The sequence below is a fragment of the Candidatus Nebulibacter yamunensis genome (assembly GCF_024208055.1).
GTDB classification, from domain to species: domain Bacteria; phylum Pseudomonadota; class Gammaproteobacteria; order Francisellales; family Francisellaceae; genus Caedibacter; species Caedibacter lacustris.
Genome location: NZ_JAMBMW010000029.1, coordinates 1 through 14,765, shown reverse-complemented (window position 1 = coordinate 14,765; position 14,765 = coordinate 1). Strand labels below are relative to the sequence as shown.

12 protein-coding genes, 1 tRNA gene and 1 pseudogene are annotated in these 14,765 nt (G+C 37.5%); 8 read left to right on the top strand and 6 right to left on the bottom strand.

Going from position 1 to position 14,765, the window contains the following annotated elements:
• The first annotated feature begins 370 nt into the window (after positions 1-370).
• The gene (locus tag M1V25_RS09680) at positions 371-1,192 is read left to right on the top strand and encodes a hypothetical protein (RefSeq protein ID WP_116963541.1); all 822 of its coding nucleotides are present in this window, start codon (positions 371-373) and stop codon (positions 1,190-1,192) included.
• Positions 1,193-1,318: 126 nt separating this feature from the next.
• A complete protein-coding gene (ndk, locus tag M1V25_RS09675) occupies positions 1,319-1,744 on the top strand; it encodes a nucleoside-diphosphate kinase (protein ID WP_116963542.1) in 426 nt (141 codons plus the stop codon).
• Between the two features lie 27 nt (positions 1,745-1,771).
• On the opposite strand, the gene M1V25_RS09670 is transcribed toward ndk, so the two are convergent.
• The 3 genes from M1V25_RS09670 to M1V25_RS09660 form a co-directional block, all read right to left on the bottom strand.
• Positions 1,772-2,683 carry a Dyp-type peroxidase gene (locus M1V25_RS09670; protein WP_498843146.1) on the bottom strand — a complete coding sequence of 304 codons (912 nt, stop codon included), beginning with the start codon at positions 2,681-2,683 and terminating at the stop codon, positions 1,772-1,774.
• A gap of 3 nt (positions 2,684-2,686) precedes the next feature.
• Positions 2,687-4,177 (bottom strand): glycerol kinase GlpK, encoded by a 1,491-nt coding sequence (glpK, locus tag M1V25_RS09665; RefSeq protein WP_498843145.1) that lies wholly within the window; start codon positions 4,175-4,177, stop codon positions 2,687-2,689.
• A 101-nt stretch (positions 4,178-4,278) separates the two neighbouring features.
• On the bottom strand, positions 4,279-5,511 hold the full coding sequence (locus M1V25_RS09660; RefSeq protein WP_498843144.1) for an MFS transporter: 1,233 nt from the start codon (positions 5,509-5,511) through the stop codon (positions 4,279-4,281).
• A gap of 338 nt (positions 5,512-5,849) precedes the next feature.
• Here M1V25_RS09660 and M1V25_RS09655 point away from each other — a divergent pair, with 338 nt between their 5' ends.
• Positions 5,850-6,227 carry a RidA family protein gene (locus tag M1V25_RS09655; protein ID WP_498843143.1) on the top strand — a complete coding sequence of 126 codons (378 nt, stop codon included), beginning with the start codon at positions 5,850-5,852 and terminating at the stop codon, positions 6,225-6,227.
• Positions 6,228-6,406: 179 nt separating this feature from the next.
• Here M1V25_RS09655 and queG read toward each other — a convergent pair whose 3' ends face one another.
• Both queG and M1V25_RS09645 read right to left on the bottom strand, forming a co-directional pair.
• Complete coding sequence (gene queG / locus M1V25_RS09650; RefSeq protein WP_498843142.1) at positions 6,407-7,525, bottom strand: tRNA epoxyqueuosine(34) reductase QueG; 1,119 nt, start codon at positions 7,523-7,525, stop codon at positions 6,407-6,409.
• A gap of 24 nt (positions 7,526-7,549) precedes the next feature.
• The gene (locus M1V25_RS09645) at positions 7,550-9,658 is read right to left on the bottom strand and encodes a RelA/SpoT family protein (protein ID WP_239986738.1); all 2,109 of its coding nucleotides are present in this window, start codon (positions 9,656-9,658) and stop codon (positions 7,550-7,552) included.
• A 294-nt stretch (positions 9,659-9,952) separates the two neighbouring features.
• On the opposite strand from M1V25_RS09645, the gene csrA reads away from it, so the two are divergent.
• From csrA to murB, 5 genes are all read left to right on the top strand, one after another.
• Entirely contained in the window at positions 9,953-10,141 is a 189-nt protein-coding gene (gene csrA / locus M1V25_RS09640; protein WP_116963549.1) for a carbon storage regulator CsrA, read from the top strand.
• 76 nt (positions 10,142-10,217) lie between these two features.
• A tRNA-Ser gene (locus M1V25_RS09635) sits at positions 10,218-10,311 on the top strand.
• A 615-nt stretch (positions 10,312-10,926) separates the two neighbouring features.
• Entirely contained in the window at positions 10,927-12,378 is a 1,452-nt protein-coding gene (der, locus tag M1V25_RS09630; RefSeq protein ID WP_498843141.1) for a ribosome biogenesis GTPase Der, read from the top strand.
• A gap of 5 nt (positions 12,379-12,383) precedes the next feature.
• Positions 12,384-13,670: a UDP-N-acetylglucosamine 1-carboxyvinyltransferase gene (locus tag M1V25_RS09625; RefSeq protein ID WP_116963551.1), complete on the top strand. Its 1,287-nt coding sequence runs from the start codon at positions 12,384-12,386 to the stop codon at positions 13,668-13,670.
• A gap of 12 nt (positions 13,671-13,682) precedes the next feature.
• Complete coding sequence (gene murB / locus M1V25_RS09620) at positions 13,683-14,519, top strand: UDP-N-acetylmuramate dehydrogenase (RefSeq protein WP_116963552.1); 837 nt, start codon at positions 13,683-13,685, stop codon at positions 14,517-14,519.
• Positions 14,520-14,659: 140 nt separating this feature from the next.
• Here the strand turns inward: murB and M1V25_RS09615 are convergent.
• Positions 14,660-14,765 (bottom strand): annotated as a pseudogene (locus tag M1V25_RS09615) (IS5/IS1182 family transposase); the annotation flags it as partial.

Here is a 14,765-nt window from a genome sequence, read left to right as displayed (position 1 = left end):
TGAGTTGCTCTGTGACGGTGAAGAATTGAATGATTCATTATTTGAAGGACCAAGCTTTTCGTTTACCTTACCGTTTCGTAAAGTCGAAAACGATGGCAACGCTAAAGTATTTAAGCCTGTGTTGATTGAATGATGAATCTAATAACAGAAGCAGCAACAAATTATTTTACTCTCTGAACTTCTAACTAAAATCAAATGCACTCTTGACTGCAAATTTAAAGGCGGTGATGATGACATAAACAAAGAAAGAGCGACTGTTTTTTGGTTAGTCGTTTTCTCTAAATTGGGATTTAGCTAGTATTAAGCACTAGCTTCTATAGCGGCTTTTAGCTATGATGCACACGTTTTCATCATCAAAAAGGTATAGAATATGTTTAAAAAGCTTGCTGTTTTTTTCTCACTACTTATGGTTGCTTTAAGCGGCTTTCAACTTGCAGAGGCCAAACGCTTTGGAGGTGGATCAAGCCACGGCTATAGTCGTTCAGCACCAACGCAAACACATAATAATGCGACTCATACCAATGCAACTCAGAAACAAACAGGTATGGGCACTTTTGGTAAAATCCTAACAGCACTTGGGCTTGGCGCTTTATTTGCTTGGTTGTTTAGCGCGCATGGTATGACAGGTTTACTCATTGTTATTGCACTTATTGCATTAGTTGTTTTCATCATGCGCAGAAAAGCGATGCAGCACCAAATTAATCATAAATCCAATAGTAATTTTCAATATCAGCAGCCTTCCTCACTGCATTCAGTAGCAAATGCTTTTACCCAGCATGAAAATGTAACAACTCAAAGCGCAATGTCATCGAATACGATTCAAAATGGTCAACTTCCTGATGGCACACCTGAAACGGTGTTTAACCATCAAGCTTTAAATTTATTTAACCAGCTACAATCATTAAACAATAAGACTGGACTTGAAAAGATTAAAAGCTACATCACTGAAGACTTATATAAAAGTGTAATTAATGATATTCAAAGCAATGAAGAGCTTGCCGAATTTAAAGATGTTAGCTGCAAAGTTATTGATTGTGACCGACAAGGCGATCAATGGATTGCAAGTGTCATGTTTGTTGGACAAGTTAAGGAAAATAGTTCAGGTGATTGGCAAAATTTTGAAGAAATATGGCACTTTACACGCGAAGATGGAGAGCACTTATGGCAAGTTGCAGGGGTGCAGCAGTTCTAAACTTGTCAGTTAGCCTTGCAATTCAAAAACAGCTTTGTATAATGCCAAAACTCTATATCCCCATTGCGAATCATTCAATTCATTCACGACAGGGATCAAAAAAATAAAATAAAAAGGATACTCAAAATGGCAATTGAAAGAACACTTTCTATTATTAAACCTGATGCTGTAGCTAAAAACGTTATCGGTGAAATATACTCTCGCTTTGAGAAAGCTGGCTTAAAAGTGATTGCAGCTAAAATGAAGCAACTATCTAGCAAAGAAGCAAGTGAGTTTTATGCCGTACACAAAGCACGACCTTTCTATAATGACTTAGTTAAATTTATGACTTCAGGTCCTGTTATGATTCAAGTGTTAGAAGGTCATAATGCAATCCTTAAAAACCGTGAATTAATGGGTGCAACGAATCCTAAAGAAGCAGCTCCTGGTACAATTCGTGCTGATTTTGCTGATAGTATTGACGCCAATGCAGTGCATGGTTCAGATGCAGCTGAAACAGCCGCTGTAGAAATTGCATTTTTCTTTAGTGGTTTAGAAGTTTATCCACGTTAACCACTTAACAGAATAAGTTATAAGATCTCAGCCAACCAAATCAGGTAAAATAAGCTTACCTTTTACAAAAGGCGGACACCATAAAAATTGAGTTGATATTATCTTTGAGAATTTAAATAAACCATCTATGATCCCGTCCTCTTCTCCTATCATTCGTGCAAATTGCACTTCAAAGGGATAAAAATCTTGTGCAAAGCAAGAAAATATCAATCCTCCATTCAATTGATCGTTAATCCAAGGCATTGACCGGCGCCACATAAAGGCTTCCGGTTCAAAACTCTCTTGTGCTGTACGCTTAATATGTGCTAATGGCTTATTGTTTTCAAACTCTCGGTTATCATCTAAGCTTCTACCAATAAGCTCTTCTTTTGCATGCTGACTTGCTTTATCTAGCCAATCGAAATCATGGAGCCACTTTTGTATCACCCAACAGCTACTACCATCAATAAATTTATCGTCTGATTGAATAATAGCCGTATTAAACTGATCATCACCTTGCGGATTTTCTGTTCCATCCTCAAAACCAGATAAATCATGATTAACCAACTTGCCATTTTGCTCATGCGTCAAATAAGTACAAGCTCTTGCAATGTCACTACATACAAAAGCATCTTGCAGTATTTTTATAAAACGCCTTGCGCTATGTGTTAGCACACCTTGATCATTATCTCTTAACCAAAGCACTAAATCGCAATCTGCTTTTGGGGTTAGCTTTTGTGCTTTTAGTGTTGGCGTATATGGGTGGTAAGGCGTATTTACTTGCAATAAAGCCATCACTTTGCCACCCAACCCTAAAATTGTTGAATCCCCATCAACAAGTTGCAGCAAGCTTTGCAGTACTTGTTTGAGTTTATTTTTATGGGTTAACCTGAAAAACAAATAAATCGCTGACTTTGGTAGCTCTTTTAAAATGCCATATTGGTACTTTATTGTATTCACTTTTTACTCACTCCATCTTTTAGCACGTTCAACTGCTTTATGCCAATCATATAAATAGTGACTACGCTTTTGTTCATCTAGCTTATTGTTAAACTCCTGATCAACTGACCATAAGCTTTTAAGCTCATCAATCCCTGACCAATAACCAACAGCAAGTCCAGCCAGATAGGCTACACCTAACGCTGTTGTTTCCAGTACTTTTGGTCGAATCACTTTAGCATTCATCATATCTGCTTGAAATTGCATTAAGAAACTATTCGCTACTGCACCACCATCAACACGCATTTCAGTAATATTCATTCCTGTATCTGCCATTTTTGCATTAGCAATATCTGTGACTTGATAAACAATGCTCTCTAACGCTGCTCTTGTAATATGTGCTTTTGAACTGCCTCGCGTTAAGCCTAGTATACTGCCACGAGCAAATTGATCCCAATGTGGCGCACCTAAGCCCACCATTGCTGGAACAAGATATACTCCACCATTATCTTCAACAGATAGTGCTAATTTCTCGCTATCACTGGCGTGTTGCAAAATGCCTAGTTCATCTCTTAACCACTGAATGACTGCACCTCCCATAAACACACTACCCTCTAAGGCATAAGTTGTCTGTCCATTTAGCTGCCATGCAATTGTAGTTAGTAAATTGTTATTTGAAATAGCAGGTTTACTGCCTGTATTCATCATCATAAAGCAACCTGTGCCATATGTGGTTTTAAGCATTCCTGGATCGGTACACATCTGACCGAAAAGTGCAGCTTGTTGGTCACCTGCTACCCCTGCAATCGGAATCTTAGTCGCAAAAAGTGTCGTTGCAGTTTGTGAATAAATTTCGCTAGATGATCTTACCTCTGGCAACATACTTCTAGGAACATCAAATAAAGCTAATAAATCATCATCCCAGTCATTGCTATGAATGTTATATAACATCGTTCTACTGGCATTAGTGGCATCGGTTGCATGGACCCTTAAATTGGTAAATTTTGCCATCAGCCAACTATCCACCGTACCAAAGCAAAGCTTGCCTTGCTTGGCTTTCTCGCGCGCACCTTCTACATTATCTAAAATCCATTTCACTTTGGATGCGCTAAAATAAGCATCAACAACCAGTCCTGTTTTTTCTTGTATCATTTTTGCAAACCCATCTGTCTTGAGCTTATTACAAAATTCTGACGTGCGGCGATCTTGCCAGACAATGGCGTTATATATTGGCTTGCCTGTCTCACGCTCCCAAACAACGGTTGTCTCACGCTGATTTGTAATCCCGATTGCTGCAATATTTTTACCATTTATTCCTGCATTGGCGATTGCTGTTGCAGCTACTGCTGCTTGTGTACTCCAAATCTCCCTTGGATCATGTTCAACCCAGCTTGGCTTTGGGTAAATCTGTCTAAACTCTTGTTGTGCTATTTCAACAACTTGCCCTATTTGATCGAAAATAATTGCTCTTGAACTAGTTGTTCCTTGATCTAGAGTTAGAATATATTGTGACATTTCGCCTCCTTAGTGATATACATCCCGACATTATCATATACTTGATAACCATCGTTTTACAAATTTTATTGCTTGAAACTGTATGTGCTTGTAGGAGGTAGCTATCTCTGTTCTTCTTTAATAAAAAGTAAAATAATCAAAGCTAGAACAATACTGCCAGGCAACATACTAAATGCGATTTCATAGCTTTGAATACTATAGTTTGCACCAGAAACACCCGGCTGTGTGTAATCTAAAATCATACCAACCAATCCTTCAAATGTACCACCAAATATTGGTTCACCTGTGTTGATCAATGCCACTGCGGTTGCCATTACCCATAACGGATTGACCTTACGCCCTACGACAAACACCAACATAAAAGCACTAGTGACAACTCCATACAAAATACAGCACACAATTAGCTGCCATACGCTTAAATGTAAATATAAAATTGCTAACAATGACAACAATCCAAGCACGGTACACCACATCATGATTGGTACACAGCGTATTTTAACTGAAAGCTTTCCCATGATTGGCGCACCGATCCCCATACCAATAAAAATACAGGATATAAAATAACTTGCCTGAGTTATCGTTAAATCATACTTTTGAACAAAAAAGCTATTCCCCCATAAACTACCAAACGCATCAATCGTCGTAAAAATAAGTCCTGAATATGTCATTAATAACCAATTATTATGCGACATGATCACACGTTTAATCATGTGTATAATACTTTTTTGCTCTGCTTTTGACTGAATTTCCTCTTCAACGTTCACAGGTCCCTGCTTAGAATCATCACGTACAACAAACCAATAGATAATTGCAAATATAACACCAATAATAGCACAACAGTACAACCCTTGTTGCCATCCAACGGCATTAAATAACGCAGATAATGGCGCTTGTCCTACTACCGCACCTGTCATTGCAGCCGTTAATAACAAACTACTGGCAACTGAAAACCCTTTTTCATCAAACCATGTAGCCGCAGCTTTCATGTAACTTACTGTAGCAAACGCGACTCCAATTCCCATCATCGTACGTCCTATAAAGGCAAAAACGATGTGAGTTGAGGCTGCAAACAATAAAATACCAAATGCACTTACGAGCAATGACACAGTACTAATGCTTCTACAGCCAAAGCGATCTAATAACAAACCTGCAAAAGGTTGTACCAGCAAAACACAATACAAAAACATGGCTGACAAGAAACCCATTTGCGCCGAGTTAAGGTCAAAATGAATTTTAATGTCACCTGCAATCAAGCTCGGAAAGACTAAAGCAATGTACTTATAGAACAACAAAAATGAACTCAAAACAATAACAATCCACGCATATCCTTTCATTTTTTTGACATTTCTGGCTACTAAATATGATTTTAACTGGCATCATAGCAGTCATACTTAATGAGTACAGTTTGTTTTTATAATTGTTATTAACTTTTTATGTTTTTACACTACGCTTTTTGGCAAGGCAAACGATAAATGAAGTGTTTAAATGAAAAAAATAAACTTCTTTCTCTAAAATAAACTCCTTGGTTTAGCATGAGGAGTTGTTTCTTAAACCGAACATATAAGTCACATTTAAACGGCTTTAATATGCCAATATGGGCAAAAATCATGCTTGACAATAACAATCATTCGTTCAATAGTTGCATGAAATTAATAATATTTAAGGGTAATTAATGAAAGAGATAATTCAAACCAATCAAGCGCCACAAGCGATTGGCCCATATGTTCAAGCAGTGAAAATCAAAGATTTTATCTATACATCAGGTCAAATTCCGTTAAAGGCTAATGGTACATTGGTTGAGGGTGATATAAAAGTACAAACTCAACAGGCGATGCAAAACTTAAAAGCGATACTTGAGGCTTCAGGAAGTAGCATGACTAAGATTATTAAGACGACGTGTTTTATCGCTGATAGGAATGATTTTGCTGCATTTAACGAAGTGTATGCCACTTTTTTTGCAGGCATAACTCCACCTGCACGCTCTTGTGTTGAAGTAGCCAGATTACCGAAAGATGTGTTGATTGAGGTTGAAGCGATCGCAATAAGTTGACAAAAATAAATTTGATTAAAATATAAACAAAACTTATAAGAATGGTAAATTTCTCACAAAGATTTAGTTAAAATCCTACAGAAATTCTTTTTGTTTTAAAACATAATGACATCCAAGCAATGGATGGCTGTCTTAATGGATGAAGAAAGAAAAGGATAGCCCCCCCCCGCACGGATGAATTAATTAGGATAAGGATATCCTGAAAAGAAAGCCCGTGATTTTGATTGTTCACTGATTGCCCAATTGATATGTTCGATGAGTAGTTTGTTTTCAGAATATTTATTTTTTGCGCTAATTAAAATCCTTAAAATTTCTTCGCTAAAAGGGGCATTACCAAGGGCTGTGTAAATATTTCTAAGCCATGCTTGATAACCAATTCTATGAATAGCAGAACCTTTAGTTTTGTTAAAAAAAGTTGTTTCTGACCAATTTGCAAGATCAAGGAGTTTACTATTATCCAGTTGATGTCTAGGTTGAAAGTCTGCTTCGGTTGTTACAGCTGCCTTTTTATTGATTGGGCATACCAGTTGACAATCATCACAGCCATAAATACGGTTGCCTATGGCTTTGCGAAATTGTATTGGGATTATCCCTTTATTTTCAATTGTTAAATAGGAGATACATTTTTTTGCATCAATCATCCGTCCATCAATTATGGCATGAGTTGGGCAAGCTTTAATACAAGCTTGGCATTTCCCGCATTGATCATATGCTTTAGGATAAGAAAAAGAACTAAAATCTAAATTAGAATAGATGCAGCCTAAAAAAAAGAACGAGCCATCTTTCTCATTCAATAGGTTGCTGTTTTTACCAATCCAGCCAAGTCCTGCCTTTTCAGCTAAAGGTTTTTCCAATACTGGAGCACTATCTGTAAACACGCGAGCATGATGTGAAGGAAACAAATTTGTGATAAACTCACTAAGCTTATCGAGTTTTTTACGTAATACTTTATGATAGTCGCGACCATGAGCATAGACAGAGATAGCAGCAACTTCATTGGCAGTTATGAATTTTTGACGAATATTCTTAAAATGATAAGGGGCTGGCAGATAATTTAAGCGTACGGTAATGACACTCTTGGTGCCTTCAACGAGTTCTTGTGGTGTGTAGCGTTTGCTACCATGCTTTACCATATAGTCAAGGTCAGCATGGAAACCTTTTTCAACCCATTCTTGATATTTAGGAATGTAGTCTGATAGATCACAATTTGTAGCACTAATATCAGAAAAGCCAAGTTCATCAAGTGCGTGGTGCTTAATCTTATTCCACTCTTTCAAGCTTAGTTTTTGTACGTTCAATTTTTAGCACTCAAATTTTGCCCGCTATGGCAACGCACGTTCTATTTTAAGACAGATTTTCAAGCGCTTTAAACTACGAATGACGCGCGCAAGATGGACACGATCCGTTATTTCAATAATAGTTTCAACAATACCACATTGTTGATCGGATTCTAGGATGTTAAAGTTTAGGATATGTGCATTTTGATGAGCAATATTGGCAGTGACTTTAGCAATAGCGCCATGTACGTTTTGGATGTTAATAAAAAGTTTGGCAGAAAAATTATGTTTAATTCCCTTCCTCCAATCGGTTTCGATTAACTCATGAGTCTTAGTAGCTTTGTTGAGCTCGGAACATTTGTTTCTATGTATAGCTAACCCCTTATCCAAAGTAAGTAGACCAGTAATAGGGTCATCTGGAATGGGAGTACAGCAGGTGGCAAGCTGGCAGATATTTTTCTCATCAATAAGCATCTTGCACGAGATATCCTTATTAATGCCAATTCCATCGAGGTTAATTTTTTCCTCAATAAGGTCAATAAAGGTATTGGCAGAGAAATGCACTTGCCCAATAGCAACGTAAAGTTCAGTAGTGCTTGGAAAATTAAATTTGGTCAAAGCTTCTTGCATTAACTCTCCAGAGATACTGTTTAAGTTAATGTGCCTTTTTAATAAAGCTTGGCTGAGAATTTGTTGACCAATGCGTACAAGTTCATCATGTTCATAGCGTTTGAGTGCATGTTTAATCGCATGTTTTGCGCGTGCTGTGGTGATGAAAGTTAGCCATGAGGGATTGGGGTGTGCTGCTGGTGAAGTAATGATTTCCACCGTATCACCATGCGTCAATACATAGCTTAAAGGTGTAAGACGGCGATTAACTTTAGCTGCAATGCAATGATTACCAATATCGGTATGAATATGATAAGCAAAGTCGATACAAGTTGCGTTTATTGGCAGTTCTATGATTTCACCATTTGGCGTAAAAACATATACTTCGTCAGGAAATAAATCAAGTTTAACACTTTCAATAAAATCGGTTGATTTAGTGACATGTTGTTGAAGATCAGAAAGCTTATCTAGCCATTTTTGAGCGCTATCATGACTTAATGATTTTGCTTTATAAATCCAATGCGCAGCAACCCCTTTTTCAGCTGTATCGTCCATTATTTTGGTTTTGATTTGCACCTCAATCGGTACCCCATAAGGTCCAAATACAGTAGTGTGAAGCGATTGGTAACCATTAGCTTTTGGGGTAGCAATGTAATCTTTAAAGCGTCCAGGAATAGGACGAAAGATTTCATGGATGGCACCAAGGATCGAATAACATTCGCGGCGACTAGGTGCAATAACTTTATAGGCATAGATGTCCATAATTTCTGAGAAAGACATTTCACGATCACGCATTTTTCGATAAATGCTGTATAAGCGTTTTTTGCGTCCATTTACTAAGTTTTCATTTTCAATTAAGCCTACTAAGTGGTGTTGAAGTCGTTCTAGGATTTTACGAAACAAGCGGTCACGATGCTTTTGTGCTTGGAGTACTTTTGCTTTTAGTGTTTTATAGCGATAGGGGTAGGTGGCTTCAAATGCAAGTTCTTCAAAACTGTTTTTGAAGTGATGCATACCAAGTCTATGTGCGATAGGAGCGTATATCTCTAGAGTTTCTAAAGCAATGCGTCGGCGTTTGTCAGGTCTAAGTGGCGCAAGAGTGGTCATATTATGTAAGCGATCAGCAAGCTTGATTAAGATAACACGAATATCTTTTACCATTGCCAATATCATCTTGCGGAAATTCTCAGCTTGCTGCTCAGCTTTAGAGGTAAATTCAATTTTGCTTAATTTAGTAACGCCTTCAATAAGCTGTGCGGTCTTATCACCATAGCGTATGGCAATATCTTTTGCCTGAATTTCAGTATCTTCAATTACATCGTGTAGAAGAGAGGCGATGATGGTTTCACAATCAAGGCGCATTCCAGCAAGCACACATGCAACTGCCAACGGATGGGTAAAATAAGGTTCGCCAGAGTTTCTAACCTGTGATTCATGTGCATCCGCGCCAAATAAAAAGGCATCAACAACAAGCGCACGCTGTTTTGGTGTTAAATAACTGTGTATGACTTTATTGAGTTTATAAAACAAAAACATGTTACTCATCGTGCAGCTGTTTTTAATATGTTCAGTATATCGGTAATTTAAAGAAAGCCCTACACTTGCCTTTGCAAATTCGAGGGAATTTGATTTTTTAGCATAAAAACCTGGTAAAATTTATCAATTTGTATAGAATTACTCAGTTTTCAATGCAGATAACTATTTTAAGTCTATACTCACTAGCAAAGATTAAAGTGTTTTTATATTTTGGGGTTAATGCAATGGTTTTTGCACAAAGGTGAGATGTGGGGTTAATCAGCTTTGGAAGATAAAGCTACACAATTAAGGAGTAACTAACAAATGTTAATTTTAACAAGAAAAATAGGCGAGACGGTCATGATTGGGGACGAGGTGACGGTGACTGTTCTTGGTATAAAAGGCAATCAGGTTCGTTTGGGCATCAATGCACCTAAAGATGTCTCTGTTCATAGAGAAGAAATTTTTGTTCGTATAAAAGGAGAACATTCTTTTGGAGACTCAGAAAACTGAGTTTTAGCTTATGAAAAATATCTAAATTAAGCGCTTGACATCAAAGGGTCAAGCCGCTAAATTGTTGCAGTACCGCGGAGAGATGGCCGAGAGGCTGAAGGCGCTCCCCTGCTAAGGGAGTATGGGGACCAAAAACTCCATCGGGGGTTCGAATCCCCCTCTCTCCGCCATATTAAATTTTTTAAATATCTTTCAATTCCTTTCCTTTTAAATTAAAGCGATACAGTAACAAAATAACAGAAAAATTCAAATCCCTATACCGTTAAAATACCGTAGAATGTTTTATGCCCTATTACACACTATAGAACACTAAATGACCCTTGGCTTTCAGAGTATGTATACCTTTCCAGTTAAAAGTTCATGTTTTCATGGCACCAAACAGTGTTTCAATCTCCAAACGTCTGCGGTATTGATTAATTGGTGCTTTGCTAGAGCTGTTAGAAACTAATGATAAGTAACCTCTCCAGGGGCTAATTTACGTGCACAAACATGTGCCTTACAGTCAGGATAAATAATCCTAAAACAATGTACGATGGGCATTCTAAAGTGTGACAAATATCGCTAAAACATTGTTTCAGTAGCTCTTAAAGTTCCTTTGTGTATTTCATGTTCATTTTCATTTAAGTTTTAGCGAAACAAAAATGATATGAACGTGCCTTAAAATAAAGACTTTTAACAACTATTGTCTTGTAGTGTAAATAAAAACGTACCAGTATTTGTTCTTTCCTCTTAAATACGGTATATTGCCACACAGTAAATAAGTTGATATTTAAGTCTAAAAAATCATGGTTCCTGTTATTGCAATTGTTGGACGCCCAAACGTCGGGAAGTCTACACTTTTTAACGCCTTAACGCACACTCGCGATGCCCTTGTTTATGACATGCCAGGGGTAACTCGTGACCGCCAATATGGTCAAGTAGTGTTTGATGATCATCCTTATATTGTAATCGACACAGGTGGTCTTTCGGATAATGATAGTGGCGTTGATGGCTCTATGGCTGAACAATCTATACGAGCAATAGAAGAAGCCGATCTTGTGTATTTTATTGTGGATGCGCAAGCAGGTTTAACAGCAGGTGACTTATATATCGCTAAACTGTTGCGTACGCGTGGAAAACCAAGTGTGTTGGTAGTTAACAAAACAGATGGTTTGCAAGAAGAGGTTGCAGCAAGCGAGTTTTACAGTCTTGGCTTTGAGCAACTTTTTACAATTGCCGCAAGTCATCGCCGAGGAGTCTCTCAACTTCTCACCGAAACACTGCTACCACTATGCCAAACTACTTTAAACGACTCAACCCATGCCGAAGGTGAAGCCAACAAGCGTGGTATACGTTTTGCTTTGATTGGACGCCCAAACGTTGGCAAATCTACTCTAACAAATAGAATGTTAGGCGAGGATCGAGTAATTGTTTATGACATGCCAGGAACCACTATCGATAGTGTTTACATCCCTTTCTCCCGTCATGACGAAGACTATACCATTATTGACACAGCGGGTATTCGTCGCAAGGGAAGAGTACATGAAACGTTAGAGAAATTCTCCGTAGTCAAAACCTTACAAGCAATTAAAGATTCAAACGTTATTATTCTTCTTATTGATGCCAAAGAAGGATTAACTGATCAGGACATGCACTTGATGGGTTTTACATTAAATGCTGGAAGAGCTATGGTCATTGCAGTCAACAAATGGGACGGGATGAGTCAAATCGAGAAGGATAGTCTCAAAGAAGAAATCAATCGTCGTTTGATTTTTCTCAAAGACTATGTAGATATTCATTTCATTTCTGCTTTGCATGGGACAAACGTTGGACATTTATTTACTTCTCTTAAAAATGCTTATAAAAGTGCTACCAAGAAAATCTCCACACCAGAGCTAACCCAAGTACTTAAGCTTGCCACTCAAGATCATGTGCCACCAATATCAGGGAAGTCTCGCATTAAACTCAAATATGCACACATGGGTGGGCACAACCCCCCGGTTATTGTTATTCATGGGAATCAAGTTGATCATCTACCCAATTCATACAAACGTTATTTAGAAAAGTTTTTCCGCGAGGCATGTTCACTTGTTGGCACACCAATTACATTTGAGTTTAAGCAGTCTGAAAATCCTTTTGAACCGACTAAGCACATAAAATTAACACCACTTCAGCGCTATAAAGAAAAGCAAAGCTATAAAAAGAAAGCACAAGGAAAGCGTGCTAACAAAACCAGTAAAACTCAACCAAGAAAGTAAGATTCATGCAACTAAAAGTTAGTAAAAGGCATAATTTAAATAATGATGTGACCATTCAGTTAAATGGTGCTAAAAACGCTTTACTGCATCTATTGTTTGCAAGCCTTTTGCCAAATGCTAAAACAGTTTTTAATAATGTCCCAACCAGTCTAAATGACTATCTTGCAGTTTGTGATATTTTAAAGGTTATTGGTGCTAAAGTTTACGAACAAAGTAATACTTCAGTGGAAATTACTCCACCAGAAAAGCTCAGTGAAATTAAGGTTTCTACGGATTACACCAGACGTACTAGAACTTCACTGATGTTGTTAGGTGCTCTTGCCAAAAAAGTAAGTAAGCTCATTATCGGTTACCCTGGTGGATGCTCATTTAGCGATCAGCGTCCATTTGACATTCACTTACAAGGTTTTGAAGCATTAGGTGCAAAAGTCTATCATGACGAGTACCATATTGCGATTGAGTATGACACAGACAAAAACACTGAATATAAACTTCGTTACCCATCAGTTGGAGCAAGCATAAACCTTATGTTATATGCAGCAATAGGGAGTGCTGAAGTTATTTTACACAATATTGCTTTAGAGCCAGAAGTCATTGAAGTAGCAAGTTTTATAAACCAATGTGGTGGCTGGGTTAGAATTGATCACAATACAAGATCAATGCATATCAAGGGCGTTGTAGAATTAATTGGTGTTAATTTTCGCATTATGTATGATCGCATCCAAACCATGACCTATGCAGCTTTGGCTTATTTACATGAGGTTGACGTTTGTATTGAAGGCATTGATACCAAAGAATATATTGATAAGCCACTTAGAATCTTAAATGAAATGGGAGCGCATTGGCGTTTTGACCCTGCCAAACAACAGATTTACTTTTGTGGGAAAATTAGTAAACTCAAGCCTATTAAAGTTACTGCCATGCCTTATCCTGAATTCCCAACAGATATGCAGCCAATCTTCTCAGTCATGTGCATTAAAGCCAATGGCCCATCCGAAATCACTGATACTGTATATCCGGAGCGCGTTAAGTACGTACAAGAATTAGAGCGACTTGGTTTTCCCATTAGCTGTTACAACAACACTATTCAAATTAATCCCAACAAAAGCTATCGATTGCATGCTACAACCATGAAGAGTTATGATCTTAGAGCTGGTATGGCAGTGATCATGGCTGCATCTCTTCTAGATCAAGTGTGTACTATTACGTCAGCCCAACAAGTTTTCAGGGGATATCAAAACTTATTGGAAAACATGACCAACTTCATGCACATTAGCATCGATGATAACTAAGCTAAGGACATCATGATTTCGTTGAAGCCATACAATACTTATCATATTGATTCTCGTGCTAAATATGTCTATTTCCCAAATACTATTGATGAGATTATTCAAATTTATCAACAACACTTAAAGGTAATTGTTCTTGGCAATGGTAGCAACGTTATTCTTAGCCAATCCAATTACTTTGATATTGCTTTTATTATCTTGCAAAACAATTTCAATGGCATTAAAACAACAAGTGATGGGATTTATGCCAAAGCAGGCAATTTACTCAAAGAGTTATCAATATATGCTTACGAACATAACTTAGGCGGGATGGAAACTTTCTTTGACATACCTGCAAGTGTGGGTGGGGCTATGATTATGAATACTGGCGCCTATGGTGATGAAATATATGATCATCTGGTTTACGTTGACGTTTTGGATATTAGCACAACACAAATAAAACGCTATTACAAGCCTGATATTCATTATGGCTATCGTTTTTCTATGTTTAGATCTTTAAATGTCGTGATTTTGGGTGCATGTTTTAAACTACTTACCAAAGATTCTTCTGCAATCAAAGCTAAAATGGATGATATTCTTAAGCAGCGTCAAGCGAAACTGCCAATAGAACCTAGTGCTGGTAGTGTTTTTAAGCGCCCACCATATCACATTACGGTTGGTGAAATGGTCGAAAAAATTGGCTTAAAAGGCTACCAAATCGGTGGTGCACAGATTTCCAATAAGCACGGCGGTGTGATTATTAATGTAGGAGAAGCGACTGGTATGGACATCCTCAAACTTATTAATGCAATTAAATATGCCGTTTCTACACACTACAATATTAAATTAGAACTAGAGCAAGTTGTGATTTAGACATAAAACCTCATTACAATAAATTATAACTAAATTTTGCTCTCTTATATCGAACTGTCGCTATTCTACACAAAATGTCAACAGTTGGCATGTTAAATGACAGGTAACAACGGTAAAAACAATAGAGTTCTTTCCAAACCTCAATTAGTCAATTCAAAGTTGTAAATTCCCGTTATTAAATTAAATCGAAGTCCAAACCTTTTTCGTCTATTCCGATATTTGTCGGCAATAATTTTAAAACGTTTT

Bases quoted from the DNA above. Each gene is read 5' to 3' on its own strand.
- der (WP_498843141.1), top strand. From the start codon at position 10,927: ATGGTTCCTGTTATTGCAATTGTTGGACGCCCAAACGTCGGGAAGTCT.
- csrA (WP_116963549.1), top strand. From the start codon at position 9,953: ATGTTAATTTTAACAAGAAAAATAGGCGAGACGGTCATGATTGGGGAC.
- M1V25_RS09660 (WP_498843144.1), bottom strand. From the start codon at position 5,511: ATGAAAGGATATGCGTGGATTGTTATTGTTTTGAGTTCATTTTTGTTG.
- glpK (WP_498843145.1), bottom strand. From the start codon at position 4,177: ATGTCACAATATATTCTAACTCTAGATCAAGGAACAACTAGTTCAAGA.
- M1V25_RS09655 (WP_498843143.1), top strand. From the start codon at position 5,850: ATGAAAGAGATAATTCAAACCAATCAAGCGCCACAAGCGATTGGCCCA.
- M1V25_RS09680 (WP_116963541.1), top strand. From the start codon at position 371: ATGTTTAAAAAGCTTGCTGTTTTTTTCTCACTACTTATGGTTGCTTTA.
- murB (WP_116963552.1), top strand. From the start codon at position 13,683: ATGATTTCGTTGAAGCCATACAATACTTATCATATTGATTCTCGTGCT.
- M1V25_RS09645 (WP_239986738.1), bottom strand. From the start codon at position 9,658: ATGAGTAACATGTTTTTGTTTTATAAACTCAATAAAGTCATACACAGT.
- M1V25_RS09625 (WP_116963551.1), top strand. From the start codon at position 12,384: ATGCAACTAAAAGTTAGTAAAAGGCATAATTTAAATAATGATGTGACC.
- ndk (WP_116963542.1), top strand. From the start codon at position 1,319: ATGGCAATTGAAAGAACACTTTCTATTATTAAACCTGATGCTGTAGCT.